Here is a 16,997-nt window from a genome sequence, read left to right as displayed (position 1 = left end):
TATAATATAGGGTGCTTTATGTTTTCGCCTGAAATGGCAACGCTTTCCTATCGAAGGAGGAGGCCGCCGGTATGAAGCGGTATATGAGAGACGCCGCGCGACGGATGAACAATATCCGGATCAAAAACAAACTTATTTTTTCCTTTATATTGGTCGTGTTCGTTCCCGTGCTCATCGTCGGCATCTTCCTGACGGTCGCCTTCCGCCAGAACGTCCTGGATCAGGCGACTCAGCAGGTAACGAACAACGTCGAGCGGATCAAGAAGCAGACGACGGACATTATCCGGATGCCGATCGAAATATCGGACAAGCTGCTCGTCGACAGCCGCTTGACGGACGTGGTGAACACGAATTACAAATCGACGTTCGAAGTGGTCAAGGCGTTCTGGGATTACCGGGATTTCCGCGATTACGTTCATCTGTACAGCGAAATTTACAACATCCGCTTCTACACGACGAACATGTCGATTCTCGAGAACTGGGAATTTCTGAAGGTAACCCCGCCGATTATGGAAAAAAGCTGGTATAAGGCGGCGATGGAGGAGGACGGGATCCATTGGGCGTACATTAGCGACGAGACGAAAGAAAACCGCTATTTTTTAAGCCTCGTGCGCAAAATCTCGTTTCCGACCTACCGGACGAGCGGCATGCTCGTTATCGGGGTGAACCAGAACGAATTGAACGCCATGATCAGCCAGGAGCCGTTCGATACGATGATCATCGATGACAGCGGCTACATGATCGCGGCCAAAAATCCCGAATGGGTCGGGAAAAACATTTCGGACCTCGATTTCGCCGCCCAATTGACCGATCTGGCGAACGGCACGTACGAAATGAAGTTCGACGGCATGCCGTCGAAAATCGTCGTCGAGGAGCTGCTGCCCGACTCGAGCCGGAACGGGCTGAAGATTATCTCGGTCTTCACGATCGACAGCATCGTCAGCGGCGCGAACCGAATCAGCCTGCTCGGCTTCGGCATCATTATGATCAGCCTGGTCATCGCGTTTATTCTGATCTATATCTTCTCGGCGATTCTCGCCAAGCGGATGCTCGTGCTGAACAAGGATTTGAACAAGGTGGCCATGGGCGATCTGAACGTCATCTCGAACGTGTCGGGCAACGACGAGATCGGCATTCTGTCCAAGCAGTTCAACAACATGGTCGTCAGCATCCGCGGCTTGATGGACGAGGTGACCGAATCGCAGAAGCAGAAGGCGCAGCTGGAGCTGCGGCAGAAGGAAATCAAGCTGAAAATGATGGCGAGCCAGATCAACCCGCATTTTCTGTTCAACGCGCTGGAGTCGATCCGGATGAAGGCCCATATTAAGGGCGAAGCGGAAATTTCGGGCATCGTCCGCATGCTCGGCAAGATGATCCGCCGCAACCTCGAGGTCGGGACCCGAAAAATCGCGCTGAAGGACGAGCTCGAAATCGTACGCTGCTATTTGGAGATCCAGAAGTTCAGGTACGGGGACGAGCGGCTCGCGTTTCGCCTCGGCATCGACGAAAAGGGCAGGGATACGGAAATTCCGCCGCTGATCATTCAGCCTTTGGTCGAAAACGCGGTCGTTCACGGTCTCGAGAACGTTGCGGAAGGCGGGTTCGTCTCTCTGACGACGACCTTCGGCGAACGATCGCTTAAGATCGAGGTGGCCGATAACGGCGTAGGAATAAGCGAGGAGAAGAAAAAAGAGATCATCGAATCGCTGCACGACATGGAAGAAGAGGAAGAATACCGGATCGGGCTGCGCAACGTGCACCAGAGGCTCGTCATGATCTACGGGGAAGAATACGGATTAACGATTCACAGCAAGCCGGGAGAGGGCACGCGAATTTCGTTCGAAATTCCAATCGGGGGGTCAACACTATGAATAAGGTGCTAATCGTCGACGACGAGCCGATGATTCGCGAAGGACTGCAATCGATCGTCGATTGGGGGAAACGGGGCTTCCTCGTCGCCGGTACCGCTTCGAACGGAAGGGAAGCGGTAGAGAAGCATAAGGAGCTCCGGCCGGATTTGATTCTGATCGATATCCGCATGCCGGGCATGGACGGGCTGCAGGCGATCGAAGAAATCCGAAAGACGGACACCGTCTGCCGCATTCTGATCTTGAGCGGATATGCCGATTTCAATTATGCGAAGCAGGCGATCGCGCACAGCGTGGACGGCTATATCCTGAAGCCGATCGACGAGGACGAGCTGGATGCTTACGTGGAGCGAATCGGCGAGCAGCTCAAGCTGAGCAGCGCGAAGCAGGAGAGCACGGAGCAGACGACCGCGCTGCTGCGCGAGGAGCTGCTGCAGCAGCTGGCGTCGGGCAAGCCGTCTGCCGCTTACGCGGACGGCGAGGAGCTGAAGCGCCTCCTCGGAACGCCCGCGAAGTATTACCAGCTGCTGTTGATCGAGCTGTACAGCAGGGAGCATTCGCTGACGATGAATGCGACGGTGCGCAAGAAGCTGGCCGATCTCGTCGAGCAGAAGCAGATCGGCTGGGTATTCTCGGCGGAGCCGTTCGTCGGCGTGCTTCTCAAAGATTATTTGCTGCAGAACGGCTCGCGGGAGGAGATGCGGCAATGGATCGAGGAAAGCTGCGGGGAGAGAATCCGCTTCACGGCGGCCGCGAGCATGCCGGTCCGGGAGCTTCGGGAGCTGGAGGATTGGACCGGTGCCGTGCGCGGGCTGCTGAAGCGCCGGTTCATGCAGAGCGGCCGACAGATCCATATCGCCTCGATCGAAGAGGCGGCCAATCCGATCGAAGAGCGGCCGTCCGAGCCCGATATGAACGCTCTTGCCGAGAAGCTGTTCTACATGCTCGATATCGGCAGCAAGGACGGCGTGGAGAAGACGCTGCAGGAAGCTTCCGACCGCATATGCGCGCATGACTCGTCCGAGCAGTCCGTGAAGTCGGGCTGGGCGCAGCTGCTGACGATCGTGCTGAACAAGGCGGCGACGTCGAATCCGCAGCTGTCGCTGCAGGAGGATTTGAATATGGTAACCGCCTTGTACCTCGCCCATCACTACGACGAGATGCTGGCGCAGCTGCGGGAGCGGCTGTCGGAATTGGCTGCGAAGATCGGGAAATCGGACAATTCGTCCGTCATGAAGAAGATGACCGATTTCATCGAACGCCACTACAGCGAGAACATCAAGCTGGAGACGCTTGCCGAGCTGTTCAATTACAACAGCGGGTACTTGGGCAAAATGTTCAAAAACCATACGGGCGAGCACTTCAACACGTACCTGGACCGGGTTCGAATCCAGCACGCGATCGAGCTGCTGCAGGAAGGACTCAAGGTGCATCAAGTGTCGGAGCGGGTCGGCTACGCGAACGTCGACTATTTTCACAGCAAGTTCAAAAAATATAAAGGGGTTTCTCCATCCTCCTTCAAGGGCGCCGGCGGCAAGGGCGCCACGGAATAAGGGACGGGGAGCCGTATGGCCGGATCTCGCTGCAGACGCCGCGGCCGCTATGTTTCCGACGGAAACAAGCGGCCGCGGCGTCTTTTTGCGCTCCCTATGACCTGGAAATCAACCGCAATGAAAGCGTTTGAAAGTGCTTATTTTGATATGATTTTACGTCTAATTTGTCGGGTGCACCGGAGCGGGCCGCTTCGTTTATGATTAGTACAGTTAGGAGAGGGTAAGCTACACAGACGAGAAACAAGCTTGCCCGAAGCCGCAGACGCGGACCGCAATAACAGTAGGAGGAGCGCAGATGAAACCGCTAACAGAGAGTGCCCCGCAGACGGGGACGACGCAGAGGAAGAACCGGTTCTGGTTCAAAGCTTTCCAGCAGCGATATTTGTACTTGATGTCGCTACCGTTCGTCATATGGATCGTTATATTCAGTTACGTGCCCGTATGGGGCTGGCTGACCGCCTTTCAAAACTACAAACCGAAAGATTCGATCTTCAATCAGAATTGGGTCGGTCTCGATAATTTCATCGAATTGTTCCAGGATGAACGCTTCTACATCGTTCTGCGCAACACGCTGGCGATGAGCACGATGGGTCTAATCGTCGGTTTTACCGTTCCCGTTATTTTTGCCTTATTATTGAACGAAATGAGAGGCCAGTTTTTCAAGCGCTCGGTACAAACGATCTCGTATTTGCCTCACTTCGTCTCGTGGGTCGTCGTAGCGGGCATCGTATCGAAGATGCTGTCGACGGACGGAGGCGCCGTGAACCAGCTGCTCATGTGGCTTGGCATCATCGACGCGCCGATCCAGTTCATGGCCAAGGGCGAAATGTTCTGGGGCATCGTCACCTTATCGGATCTGTGGAAGGAGATGGGCTGGAACTCGATCATCTTCCTGGCCGCCATGGCCGGCATCGATCCGGAGCTGTACGAAGCTTCGACCGTCGACGGGGCGGGACGCTTCCGCAAAATGTGGCATATTACGCTGCCGGGCATCCGCACGACGTTCATGGTGCTGTTCATCCTGTCGATCGGACATTTGATCAGCATCGGCTACGAGAAGCAGTTCCTGCTGGGCAACCCTCTAGTATCGGATTACTCCGAGGTGCTTGACCTGTATGCGCTCAAATACGGAATCCAGATGGGCCGATATTCGTACGGCACGGCCATCGGCATCTTCAACTCCGTTGTCAGCATCCTGCTCGTGTTCGTCGCGAACGGCATATACAAGCGGGTCACCAAAGAATCGATCATATAGGAGGCGCGGCACATGCAAGGCGTTGCAAGCAAAACGTTCGGCGACAAAGCGTTCGATATTTTCATCTACGTGTTCATGGCGATCGTCACGATCGTTACCTTATATCCGTTCCTTAACGTACTCGCCATCTCGTTCAACGATTCGGTCGATACGGTAAGAGGGGGACTTACGATTTACCCCCGCGAGTTTACGATGAAAAACTACGAAACGATCTTCGGTTTCGAAGGTCTGCTTACCGGCTTTAAAAATTCCGTCATCCGGACGGTGCTCGGCACCGCGATCGGGGTCATCTCGGCGTCGATGATGGCTTACACGCTAAGCCGCCCCGACTTCCAGGCGAGAAGATGGATGTCGGTGCTGTTCGCCCTCACGATGTATTTCTCGGGCGGCCTCATTCCAGGCTTCCTTCTTATGAAAAATCTCGGCTTGATCAGCACGTTCGCGGTCTATATCATCCCCGCGCTGCTGAGCGTCTGGAACGTCTTCGTCATCCGTTCGTATATCGACGGGCTGCCGTACGCGCTTCAGGAATCGGCGAAGATCGACGGCGCGAACGACTGGACGATTTTCTGGAAGGTCATTCTTCCGCTTTGCCAGCCCGTTCTCGCGACGATCGCGCTGTTCATCGCCGTCGGCCACTGGAATTCCTGGTTCGATACGTACCTGTACAACAACCGGAGCCCGGAGAACACGACGCTGCAATACGAGCTGATGAAGGTGCTCCTGTCTACGCAAACGGGCAGCAATTATCGCGACCCGAATGCCCAGCAAGCGATTTCGTCCGTATCGCCGGAGTCTATCAAAATGGCGATTACCATCGTCGTAACGGTGCCGATCTTGCTCGTGTATCCGTTCCTGCAAAAGTATTTCGTCAAAGGCATGACGCTCGGCGCCGTAAAAAGCTGATCCGCGGTAATAGCAGGATTCCTGTTGTTATAGAAGCATTCACGCACACAAAAAGGGAGGCAGTACAGCAATGAAGAGAAAGACGCAAATGTTCCTCAGCCTGCTGCTCGCACTCGTATTCGTATTCGTCACGGCATGCGGCAATTCGAACAACGAAGGCGGCGCGAACGCCGGAGCGAACAACGGAGGGGCAAACGAAGGCGAGTCGCTCGAGCCGATAACCGTCCGTCTCGCGTCCGGCGACAACAACCCGAACTGGGACGACATGCAATCGGAAGTCGGCAAAGCGATCCAAGAAAAAACGGGCATTACGCTGAAGCAGGAATTTCCGGTCGGCGGCTCCGATGCGGATATGTTCTCGCTCATGGTAGCGAGCGACGAGTATCCGGACCTCGTTATGGCGAAGGGAAATTCAGGCAAGCTGGTTGACGCCGGCGCGTTAGTCGATCTTCGTCCCCTGATCGAAGAGCATGGCCCCAACATCAAGAAGGTATACGGGGAATATTTCAACCGTCTTGCCTGGAGCGCGGATGACGATGCGATCTACGTCCTGCCGCAAGCAGGCGTAAATCAAACGTACTTCGAAGCGGGCGGCGGCTTCCAATTGCAGCACCAAGTGCTTGAAGCAGCCGGTTATCCGGAAATCAAAACGGTTCAAGACTACGAAAATGCAATCAAAGCCTATATCGAGAAAAATCCGAAGACGGCTGACGGCCAACCGACGATCGGCCTGTCGCTCAACGGCGGCGAATGGCAAATTTTGATTTCCGTTACGAATCCGGCGTTCTACGCAACCGGCGCGCCGGACGACGGCGAATTTTATATCGATCAGGAGACGCACGAAGCAATTATGCACTACCAGCGCCCGGAAGAAAGAGAGTACTTCCGCTGGCTGAACCATATGAACGACATCGGCCTGCTTGACAAAGAAAGCTTCGTTCAAAAATACGATCAATACAAAGCGAAAATCGCATCCGGCCGCGTTCTTGGCCTGATCGACCAGGATTGGGATTATGCCGACGCGCAAAACGCCTTGAAAGCCGAAGGCAAATTCGGCGCGACCTACGCTCGCTTCCCGGTTACGCTGAACGAATCGTACCAGGATCATTCCTTCCAAGGAACGGGTTACCTCGGAGGCTTCGGCATCAGCATTACGAAGGACGCTCAGGATCCGGTTCGCTTAATCAAATTCCTGGACTTCCTGGCTTCCGACGAAGGCCAAGTGCTCGTCAACTGGGGGATCGAAGGCAAGCATTACAACGTAGTCGACGGCAAGCGCGTCATTCCCGAAGACGTTCAAGCGATGAAATCGAACGACAACAATACGTTCAAGAAAACGACCGGCATCGGCAACTACCTGCTGTCCGCCCGTTACGGCGACGGCGTGAAGGATCCGTCCGGCAACTACTACACGACGACGTTCCCTGAACAAATTCAAACCGCGTATTCCGAAGAAGACAAAAAGACGCTTGCGGCATACGGCGCAACGACGTACAAGGATCTGTGGCCAGCCGACGACGCGTTCCCTGAACGCAAATACGGCGCCGCTTGGACGCTTCCGTTCGAGACAGGCTCCCAAGCGAACGTTATTTTCCAGAAGACGCAGGATATTATGAAGAAGCGCATCCCGGAAGCGATTCTCGCGAAACCGGCCGACTTCGACAAAATTTACGACGCGTTCCTGAAAGACCTCGAGGACGCGGGCGTGGCGAAGCTGAACGAAGAGTTCACGAAGATGGTTCAAGACCGCGTCGAGCTATGGTCGAAATAAGATCGGAATAGGCAAGGAAAGGGGAGAGCCCGTCGCGATGGGCTCTCTTCTTCGTTCGGCTCGGCGCCCTGGCGTCATGATAATGGAAGGATATGGATGGTTTTCTGGATTGCCCGGGCATTGCTGCCGCTCCCGGGCAATCCTTTTTTTTGCTGGAATATTGATTCCTGCGATTACAAATAATGAAGCAGAACAAAGGAAAGCGGCTAAGGGACCGGGGATTCGGTTATTTTAGCGGCCGTAACAGATAAGGAGAGTGCAGCTGTGGCTACCAAAAGCAAGGGCGCGCAAAGATTCAAAAAAATGTCGATGTCGCCGAAGGAATACCAGTCGTTTGCGAAAACCAAGGAACCCCCGCGCTCGATCTTCGCGAACTGCGTGAAAGCATTCGTGGTCGGCGGAGCGATCTGCGTCCTTGGGCAAGCCATTCAAGAGCTGTTCGTCCATCTCATGGGGATGAGCAACGAGCAGGCAAGCAATCCGACGGTCGCCGTGCTTATATTGCTTTCCGTTATTTTAACGAGCCTTGGCGTATACGACAAGCTTGCGCAATGGGCAGGCGCAGGCTCGGCCGTGCCGGTCACGGGATTCGCGAACTCGATGTGCTCCGCCGCGCTGGAGCACCGGAGCGAAGGACTTGTGCTCGGGGTCGGCGGCAACATGTTCAAGCTCGCCGGAGCCGTTATCGTCTACGGCACGGTCGCGGCGTTCTTCGTCGGCATCGTTCATCTTATATTGGGTACTGGGGGGCAGTGACATGCTGCGAGGAAAACAGTCTTGGTGGTTCGAGAAGCGCCCCGTCATTATCGGCGAAGCGACCGTCGTAGGCCCGGACGAGGGCAACGGGCCGCTTGCGGCGGACTTTGACCTTGTTCACCCGGAGCTCGACATGCAGCAAAAAAGCTGGGAGAAGGCGGAGCGCCTGCTGCTCGAGCAGGCGTCCGAATTCGCCATCCAGAATGCCCGCATCGACAGGGGCCAGGTCCAATATTACGTCGGCGGCGATCTGATGAACCAGATCATCAGCAACAGCTTCGCGGCCAGATCGCTCGGCGTGCCGTACATCGGCGTCTTCGGCGCCTGCTCGACGTCGATGGAGACGCTCGCGCTGGCATCGCTTATCGTGAACTCCGGGTCGGGCAGCCATGTGCTGGCCGGCACTTGCAGCCACAACTGCACCGCGGAGAAGCAGTTCCGCTATCCGACCGAATACGGATCGCAGAAGCCTCCGACCGCACAATATACCGTGACGGGAGCCGGCGCCGCCGTCGTCGCCGCCGAAGGGGAAGGACCGGTTGTCGAATGCGCGACGATCGGCAAAATCGTCGATTTGGGCATCAAGGACCCGTTCAATATGGGAGCGGCCATGGCCCCCGCGGCCGTCGACACGATTCAGGCGCATTTCAACGATACGGGCCGCTCGCCCGGCGATTACGACCTGATCGTAACGGGCGACTTGGCGGGCGTCGGCCATCCGATCGCGAAGGATTTGCTGCTGCAAAACAACGTGCCGATGAACGATACGGTGTTCGGCGACTGCGGGCTCATGGTATACGACGTCGAGAAGCAGAAGGTGCAGGCAGGCGGCAGCGGCTGCGCTTGTTCGGCCGTCGTGACGTACGGCCATCTGCTCAAGCGCGTGAAGAAGGGCGAGCTGAACCGGATACTGGTCGTCGCCACTGGCGCATTGCTGTCCCCGCTGTCGTACCAGCAGGGCGAGAGCATTCCGTGCATCGCGCATGCCGTAGCGATTAGCGCAGGAAAGGAGTAGGCGGATATGATTTTTTTGTGGGCTTTTCTTGTCGGCGGCGCGATTTGCGTGCTCGGGCAATTGATGTTTGACGTCATGAAGCTGACCCCGGCTCATACGATGGCCACGCTCGTCGTAATCGGCGCCATCGTGGACGGGTTCGACCTGTATGAGCCGCTCGTCAAATTCGCCGGGGCGGGCGCAACCGTGCCGATTACGAGCTTCGGCAACGCGCTCGTGCACGGCGCGCTGACCGAGCTGCACAGCCAAGGCTGGATCGGCGTCATCTCCGGCATCTTCAAAGTGACGAGCGCCGGGATATCGGCCGCGATCATCTTCTCGTTCTTGGCCGCGCTGGTCGTGCGGCCAAAAGGATGAAGCTAGCTTTCCTTGCATTGGAAGATCCCTGTGGGATCTTCCAATTTTTTTTGGAGCGAAAACGTTTGTGTACCGGAAAGGAAGTACTGTAAAATAGTAGTATTAATCATTTTATTACTAGCATACGATCCGGGAGGTCATCAAATGGATATTCGTCCTGCAGACATGCAATTATGTGCTTCCATTCTCCGTAACTTAGAATCTTGTATCCTTGGCAAACAGGAGGAAATCCAAAGACTGCTCATCGCCGTTATCGCGGGCGGACACGTGCTTCTCGAAGACGTTCCCGGCACAGGCAAAACGCAGCTTGTAAAAGCGCTCGCCAAATCGATCGGCGGCCAATTCCGCCGGATTCAGTGCAATCCCGATCTGCTCCCGACCGACATTACGGGCGTTTCCATTTATCATCCGAAGCAGGAAACGTTTTTATTCCGTCCGGGTCCGGTCATGTCCAATATATTGCTCGCCGACGAGATTAACAGGGCGACGACGAAAACCCAATCCGCTCTTCTCGAAGCGATGGAGGAGGGGCATGTGACGGTGGACGGCGACACGTATGAGCTGCCGCGCCCGTTCGTGCTGCTGGCGACGCAAAACCCGATCGAGTTCGAGGGCACCTACACGCTGCCCGAGGCGCAGCTCGACCGGTTCATGATGAAGCTGTCGCTCGGTTATCCGAGCGAAGCCGACGAGCATCGCATGGTCATGTCCAATGAAGGCATCCACCCGTCGGAGAGGATCGAGCCGATGATGGGCATCGAAGACATGCTCCATATCCAGGAGCAGGTGCTCGGCGTGCACATCGACGACGCCGTCGGCAAATATTTGGTCAGCTTGATCCGCGGCACGAGGGAGCACGCGAGCGTTCTGCTCGGCGCAAGCCCGCGGGCGGCGCTGGCGCTCGCGAGGGCGTCGAAGGCAAGCGCGTATATCCGGCAGCGGAGCTTCGTTACGCCGGACGACGTGAAGGAGCTGGCGCCTTACGTGCTGTCGCATCGACTGCTGCTCCGCACCGAAGCGAGAATGAACGGCGTGAGGGCGGAGGATATCGTCGCGCAGGTCATTCAATCCACGAAAGTGCCGGTCAGGCTAGAGCGCTAGTCCGATGGCGGCGGCGAAATCTTCGAAGCTGCGCTGGCAGCTGGTAGCAGTCATTTATACGGCCAGTCTGTTTTATTTTTTGTTCCAAGGCGGCAAGACCGCTTTCATGCTCTTTATGATATTGAATTTGCTTTTGCTATATTTAGTGCTCGGAAGATGGAGCGGCATCCATCGCGTGAACGGCAGCCGGGTATACGCGAGCTCGGGGGGCGCGGCGATGGATCACTCGCTGTCGGCTGGCAGCTCGCTGGACGTCAGCCTGAACGTGAAAATCCCGGGCTATTACCCGCTTCCTTACGTCATCGTCAGAGATCGGCTGCAGCGCCATAACGGGCAGAAGCTCGCTTTCGAAACGTCCTTCGTCCCGAACTGGAAGCGATCCGGGCAGGTGACGTATCAGACGCCGCCGCTTCAGCGGGGGGAGTACCGGTTTACGCATACGGAATGCCTTTCATACGACGTATTCGGCTTGTTCGAGCATGCCGGCCAGTTCGGCTCGGAGACCGTGTTCAGCGTGCTTCCCCAGACGGTGCCGCTCCGGCAATGGCACGGGGTTCAGCGCGGCATCCGCGGCCCGTATTCGCACGCGATCGCGTCGCGCTCCGCGAAGGAAACGACGCAAATCAACGGCGTGCGCGAATATTTGTACGGCGACCGCTTGTCGCGCGTCCATTGGAACGCGACGGCCAAAACCGGCGAATGGAAGTCGAAGGCGTTCGAGCGGGAATCGCTGCCGCGCACGCTCGTCGTCCTCGACCGGCATCAGGCGGCATACGGGGAAGATGCGGCCGGCCGTTTCGAGCTTGCCGTATCCGCCGCCGCCTCCTTGCTGGAGAACGGCCTGAAGGAGGACACGGCAATGGGGCTGCTCTCCGTCGGCGAGACGATGACGATGATCGCGCCGAAGTCCGGCATCGAGCAGCGCAATATGACCATGAAGCACTTGACCTTCGTCGATGCCGACGCCGCCCGTCCGCTGTATGCCTCGCTGCAGCTCGCCGACTCGATGCTGGAGCCCGGCTGCTTCGCGATCGTCATCTCGCCGGATACGGGCGCGGACACGATACGCAGCATGGAATGGTTGTCGCGCAAAGGCATTTTGCCGTGTCTGCTCCACATTTCTACGCCTGCCGACAAGCCGGGCCATCAGCCGGCCTGGAGGAAAGCCATGCGCGAGCGAGGCTGGCCGGTGTTCGAAATCCGTCAGCTTCAGGAGCTTCCGGTCGTATTGGAAGGAGGAGGAATCGCATGAAGCGGACTTTGAAGCCGCTTGCGGCATACCTGGCTAATCATTGGTATACGAAGCTTATCTTTATTTTCGTTGCCGTCATCCTGACGAATACGATCGCGATATTCGAAGATTATTGGTGGGAAGAGACATACCGCGTCGCCTATTGCACGATCTTCGCCGCTCTGGCGGTCGACCTGCTGCTCCCGCTGCGGTGGCGGCTTGCGAAGCTGCTTGTTCAAGCGGCGGCGGCCGTCTACATCACGACGCGGTTCTCCGGGATGGAATGGCTCATTTCGAGACCGGAGCGTTGGCAGGAATGGATTTGGTGGCTGCAGGCGCATACCGCGCAGCTGCACCCGTTCATCTGGATCAGCTGCTTCCTGCTGCTGATCTACGCGTTATTCGCCTCGTGGACGACGACGCGGGTCAGGATGTTCGGCCTCATCGGCGTCAGCTTGCTGACGCTCACGATAGCCGATTCGTTCACCCCGATCTGGCTGTGGGACGAAGTGGGGATGGTCGTCTTCATCGGACTGCTGTGGCTCGTGGCCGCCCATCTCTCCAAGCTGCAGCGAGAACATCCGAGCAGCTGGAAGGAGCTGCTGGAATATCCGCTTCAATTAATCGTGCCGATCGCGCTCGTCTTGACCGTATTAATGGCAGTCGGATTGAACATGCCGTCCTTGTCTCCGCTCCTGCAGGATCCTTATACGCTATGGAAGCAATCGAAGGGCGAGTCCGTACAGGTGTTTCTCGGAGACAAGGGGACGGAAGCCGCGGCGCCCGGCAGCACGGGGGACGCGAGCTCCGGTTACAGCCGAAGCGACGAGCAGCTGGGCGGCGGCTTCGAATACGATTATTCGCCGATGATGACCATATCGACCTCGCACCGCAGCTACTGGCGCGGCGAGTCGAAGGCATTCTACTCCGGCGCTGGATGGACGGACGACGGCGACATGGAGAACGCGTCCATCATGGGCGTCGGGAAAGGCGCGAAGCTGCCGACCGGGGCGGACGATCCGGTCGCCGGCACGATCGAGGTCAATCAGATCGTCACGATGATCCGCAAGGACGTCTATCCGGTGCTGTTCGCCGCCGCGCCGGTGACGAGAGTCAATTGGATCGGCTCGGAAGAGGCGAACTTCCCGAGCGACCTGGCGTGGGCTCCGGATTCGTGGGAGCTTCGGCTTCTGAATTGGTCGATGCAGAGGAAGAGATATCCCGAATCCTATTCCGTGACCTCGACCGTGGCGCTGCTCGACGAAGAGAAGCTTCGGGCGGCGAACGCCGGCTGGAGCGACAGGGCGGACGCCGTCCGCAACGCTTATTATTTGCAGCTGCCGGATTCGCTGCCGCAGCGGGTCAGGGACCTGGCCGAGGAAGCGACGGCGGAGGGGACGAACGACTATGACAAGGCGAGACTGCTCGAATCTTACCTCAGGCTGAATTTCACTTACAATAACAAGCCGGATTTGACGAAGCTGACTGGCGACTCCGGCGATTTCGTCGATCAATTCCTGTTCGAGCTGAAGGAAGGCTACTGCGATTATTTCTCCACCTCGATGGCGGTCATGGCGCGCAGCCTCGGTCTGCCGGCAAGATGGGTGAAGGGGTTCGCTCCGGGAACGCTGCCGGTCAATACCTACGGCCCTCCCGGCGATTATTTGGAGGAGGACATCAATCCGGCGGGCGCCGGCACCTATACGGTCCGGAACTCGGACGCCCACTCGTGGGTCGAAATTTATTTCGAAGGCTTCGGATGGGTTCCGTTCGAGGCGACGGCCGGCTTCACCTTCCCGAACACGTTCGCCGAAGAAGAACCGGAAGTCCTGCCCGAGACGGAAGAAACCGTGACGGAGGCGGCCGATCCCGTCGCGATCGAGCGCGAATCGAACGCCGGCTTCTGGTTGTGGAGCTCGGCCGCTCTCCTGGCGGCCGCGGCAGCTTACCTGTTGTTCGTTCGCCGCAAACAAATCGTCTTCTTCTGGCGCAAGCTTCGTCACGGCTCGTATACGAACAACGACCGGATGGTGATCGAGACGCAGAAGCTGCTTCGCATCTGTAGGAAACGCGGCCTCGAGCGGTCCGATCACGAGACGCTCCGGGAAGCGGTGCTACGCTGGTCGCAAAGCCGGAAACGGCTGCGGGACGATTTCAGAGCGGTGCTGGACGGCTTCGAGCAGGCGAAATACGGCCGGTCCGTCGCGACCGCCGAGGAAGCCGACCGCTTCGTCGTGAAGGTCCGATCGCTGATCGATCAGCTGCGATAACGGCCGCGAAGCGGCGGCCTTACGGGCCGCGCCGAATGTAATAACGGGAATACCGCCTGACCATCCTAATGGGGGCGGTATTTTTTTGCAACAAATTTGGTTTGTATGGTATAGTTTCGTAAGATAGCAGGCAGAAAGCAGAGGGATATCGATTATGTTTGAACGGCTGTTGCCGCATATGCGCGTGAATTCGGTCTATGAAATCAATTTGGATGAGCTGGAGTCGCGGGGGGTCCGCGGCATCATAACGGATTTGGACAATACGCTTGTCGGCGCGAAGGAGGCGCTCGCGACGCCCGAGCTCGTGCTTTGGCTCGACGCCGTGCGCGCGCGCGGCTTCCATGTCGTAATCGTATCCAACAACAACGATTCGCGCGTGGGGCGATTCGCCTCGCCGCTCAATATTCCTTATATTCACGCCGCGCGCAAGCCGGCGGCGAAAGCGTTCCGCAAGGCGCTTCAATTGCTTGGACTAGGACCCGAGCAGACCGTCGTCATCGGCGATCAAATGATGACGGACGTGCTTGGCGGCAACCGGATGGGACTATATACGATTCTGGTCACGCCGATCGCTCCGGCGGACGAAGGCGTCATGACGCGGGTGAACCGGATGATCGAGCGGGTCGCGCTGATCCGCCTGCGGAAAAAAGGGTTATGGTACGAGGGGGATACGAAGTGAACGAACAACACCAAAGTCAGACATCGTCGTGCGCGGGCTGCGGCGTCCAGCTTCAGACGGAGCAGCCGGAGAGGCCCGGCTATTTGCCGGTCGCGGCCATGGGGCGCGATCCGGTTATTTGCCAGCGATGCTTCCGCATCCGCAATTATAATGAAGCTTCGTCGATCGCGGTCGATCAGGACGACTTCTTGAGGCTGCTTGGCAGCATCGGCAGCACGGACAGCCTTGTCGTCCATATCGTCGACCTGTACGATTTCGAAGGCAGCCTCATATCCGGCTTGCAGCGGTTCGTCGGCAACAATCCGGTACTGCTCGTTGTAAACAAGATCGATCTGCTGCCGAAATCGATGAACGTGAACCGGCTGCGGAATTGGGTGCAGAAGCAAGCGAAGGCGGAGGGGCTGCGCACCGTCGACGTCGTGCTGTGCAGCGCGAAGCGGAACATCGGGTTCGAGCATGTCATCGACGCGCTCGACCGGTACAGGAACGGGCGCGACGTTTACGTGGTCGGCGCCACGAACGTCGGCAAGTCGACGCTCATCAACCGGCTCATCCGGGATTACAGCGACATGGAGCGGGAGCTTACGACGTCCCGTTATCCGGGAACGACGCTCGATGCCGTGCATATCCCGCTCGACGACGGCAAAGCGATCATCGACACGCCCGGCATCGTCTACGAATCGCGCATGACCGAGATCGTGCCTCGCAGCTTTCTCGGCGCGCTGCTGCCGGACAAGCCGATCAAGCCGCTCGTCTACCAGCTCAATTCCGGGCAGACGCTGTTTATCGGAAGTCTGGTGCGGTTCGACTTCGTCGAGGGCGACCGCCAATCGTTCACGCTCTACATCTCCAATGCGCTTAACGTGCATCGGACGAAGCTCGAGCGCGCTGACGAGCTGTACGCGGATCACCGCGGCGAGCTGCTCGGCGGGCCTACGCTTGCGGAGCTGGAGAGCATTCCCGCATGGACGAGGCATTCGCTCCGCGTGAAGCGTGGATTCGGCAAGGACGTGTTCATTTCGGGGCTGGGCTGGATCCAAGTGAACGGCACGGGCGGAGCGCAGCTTGATATCTACGCGCCAAAGGGCGTTAAAGTCATGCTCCGCGACTCGATGATTTAACGCATTGCTGCGAGAAGTCTCCCATCCTCTTCAGGTGGCGAGATGAATCGCAGCCCGCTTTGATCAAAACTTTCAAACAGCATCTCATTCATCACTTTCCAATAAGAACATATGTTTGGTATAATTGCTGTAACTCCTTGGAAAAATCCGAGAGATTCGGGTACCAACCATTCGATTATCGAAAGAGGGTGAAACGGTTGATACGGGTCCACAAAACGACCTTCAGCACGAGCAAAGCGGATGTAGATCGCCTGCTTGCGTGCAATCGTATTTCGGCAGATGTTTGGAACGACTGTCTAGAGATTGCGCGCGCCTATCATCAGGAACACGGCAAGTGGATCAATCAGACCCAGCTTCAGAAAGCTACGAAAAGAAAGTATTCGTTACATAGCCAGAGCATCCAGGCGGTCTGTCATAAATATTTGTGGGCCAGGGAGAATGCCAAAAGAGCAAAACGGCAAGGCTTCGACCACATCCGCTATCCGTACAGGCAGAAAAAGCATTTTTCGACGAAGTGGGCGACTCAGAGCTTTACTTTGCATGAGAACGGGAAGATTCATCTCAGCCTGGGCCTTCATCAAGGGAAGCGGCAGAAGCCGATTGTCGTTTTCATCTCTCGCATGCCGGTCGGGAGGGTAAAGGAAATCGAACTCATCTATGATCGCGGATTGCAGCTTGCCATTACCTATGACGATGGCGTCGCCGCCGAGCCGGCAAGCGGGAACCAGATCGCTGCCGTCGATCCGGGGGAAGTTCACGCGATTGCCGCCGTCACGGAAGACGGGCATGCGGTGATCATCACCGGACGAAAGCTCCGCAGCATCAAGCGCCTTCGGAACAAGAAAATCAAGGAAATGTACCGTCATATGGCAAGGTGCAAAAAAGGCAGCCGCCAATGGAAGAAGTACCGCCGGGCGCTCCAATTCGTCCTTTCGAGGAGCGAGCGTCAAATTCGGGATGCTCTGCACAAGACGACGCGCGCCTTTGTGGATTGGTGCTTGGAGCATCAGGTGAAAGAGGTCGCGGTGGGCGATGTCGAAGGCGTCCAGCGCAATCGTTCCGGCCGAAAACGTCGCATGAACGGAAGACGCGTGCGTTCCCGGAGGCACAATCA

The 16,997-nt window shown here is 57.2% G+C and carries 14 protein-coding genes; all 14 read left to right on the top strand.

From position 1 onward, the window contains the following. The first annotated feature begins 71 nt into the window (after window positions 1-71). Window positions 72-1,871, top strand: coding sequence for a sensor histidine kinase (locus IDH41_RS28435; RefSeq protein ID WP_223830145.1), 1,800 nt, complete (start codon window positions 72-74; stop codon window positions 1,869-1,871). Beyond that, window positions 1,868-3,421 (top strand): response regulator transcription factor, encoded by a 1,554-nt coding sequence (locus IDH41_RS28430; RefSeq protein ID WP_190867270.1) that lies wholly within the window; start codon window positions 1,868-1,870, stop codon window positions 3,419-3,421. Before IDH41_RS28435 ends, IDH41_RS28430 begins: the two co-directional genes overlap by 4 nt. 295 nt (window positions 3,422-3,716) lie before the next feature. Next, window positions 3,717-4,676, top strand: coding sequence for an ABC transporter permease (locus IDH41_RS28425; RefSeq protein WP_190867268.1), 960 nt, complete (start codon window positions 3,717-3,719; stop codon window positions 4,674-4,676). A gap of 12 nt (window positions 4,677-4,688) precedes the next feature. After that, entirely contained in the window at window positions 4,689-5,582 is an 894-nt protein-coding gene (locus tag IDH41_RS28420; RefSeq protein ID WP_190867266.1) for a carbohydrate ABC transporter permease, read from the top strand. 70 nt (window positions 5,583-5,652) lie between these two features. After that, complete coding sequence (locus IDH41_RS28415) at window positions 5,653-7,353, top strand: ABC transporter substrate-binding protein (RefSeq protein ID WP_190867264.1); 1,701 nt, start codon at window positions 5,653-5,655, stop codon at window positions 7,351-7,353. Window positions 7,354-7,617: 264 nt separating this feature from the next. Beyond that, window positions 7,618-8,109, top strand: a complete 492-nt coding sequence (gene spoVAC / locus IDH41_RS28410; RefSeq protein WP_397328732.1) for a stage V sporulation protein AC — start codon at window positions 7,618-7,620, stop codon at window positions 8,107-8,109. A gap of 1 nt (window position 8,110) precedes the next feature. Further along, entirely contained in the window at window positions 8,111-9,124 is a 1,014-nt protein-coding gene (gene spoVAD / locus IDH41_RS28405; RefSeq protein ID WP_190867263.1) for a stage V sporulation protein AD, read from the top strand. 6 nt (window positions 9,125-9,130) lie between these two features. Continuing rightward, window positions 9,131-9,481: a stage V sporulation protein AE gene (spoVAE, locus tag IDH41_RS28400; RefSeq protein ID WP_190867261.1), complete on the top strand. Its 351-nt coding sequence runs from the start codon at window positions 9,131-9,133 to the stop codon at window positions 9,479-9,481. Window positions 9,482-9,625: 144 nt separating this feature from the next. Beyond that, complete coding sequence (locus IDH41_RS28395; RefSeq protein WP_190867259.1) at window positions 9,626-10,582, top strand: AAA family ATPase; 957 nt, start codon at window positions 9,626-9,628, stop codon at window positions 10,580-10,582. Window positions 10,583-10,586: 4 nt separating this feature from the next. Next, window positions 10,587-11,834, top strand: coding sequence for a DUF58 domain-containing protein (locus IDH41_RS28390; RefSeq protein ID WP_190867257.1), 1,248 nt, complete (start codon window positions 10,587-10,589; stop codon window positions 11,832-11,834). Beyond that, on the top strand, window positions 11,831-14,083 hold the full coding sequence (locus IDH41_RS28385) for a DUF4129 domain-containing transglutaminase family protein (protein ID WP_190867255.1): 2,253 nt from the start codon (window positions 11,831-11,833) through the stop codon (window positions 14,081-14,083). Before IDH41_RS28390 ends, IDH41_RS28385 begins: the two co-directional genes overlap by 4 nt. A 154-nt stretch (window positions 14,084-14,237) precedes the next feature. After that, window positions 14,238-14,762, top strand: a complete 525-nt coding sequence (locus IDH41_RS28380) for a YqeG family HAD IIIA-type phosphatase (protein WP_190867253.1) — start codon at window positions 14,238-14,240, stop codon at window positions 14,760-14,762. Then, entirely contained in the window at window positions 14,759-15,883 is a 1,125-nt protein-coding gene (gene yqeH / locus IDH41_RS28375) for a ribosome biogenesis GTPase YqeH (protein ID WP_317890833.1), read from the top strand. Before IDH41_RS28380 ends, yqeH begins: the two co-directional genes overlap by 4 nt. A 620-nt stretch (window positions 15,884-16,503) precedes the next feature. After that, window positions 16,504-16,997, top strand: a 494-nt coding sequence (locus tag IDH41_RS31620) for a transposase (RefSeq protein ID WP_223830147.1), incomplete at its 3' end; no start/stop codon positions are given.

It is taken from the genome of Paenibacillus arenilitoris, from assembly GCF_014705655.1.
Classification (GTDB): Bacteria; Bacillota; Bacilli; order Paenibacillales; family Paenibacillaceae; genus Pristimantibacillus; species Pristimantibacillus arenilitoris.
The sequence above is the reverse complement of the archived record's forward strand: the minus strand, read 5'-3'. Positions and strand labels throughout refer to the sequence as shown.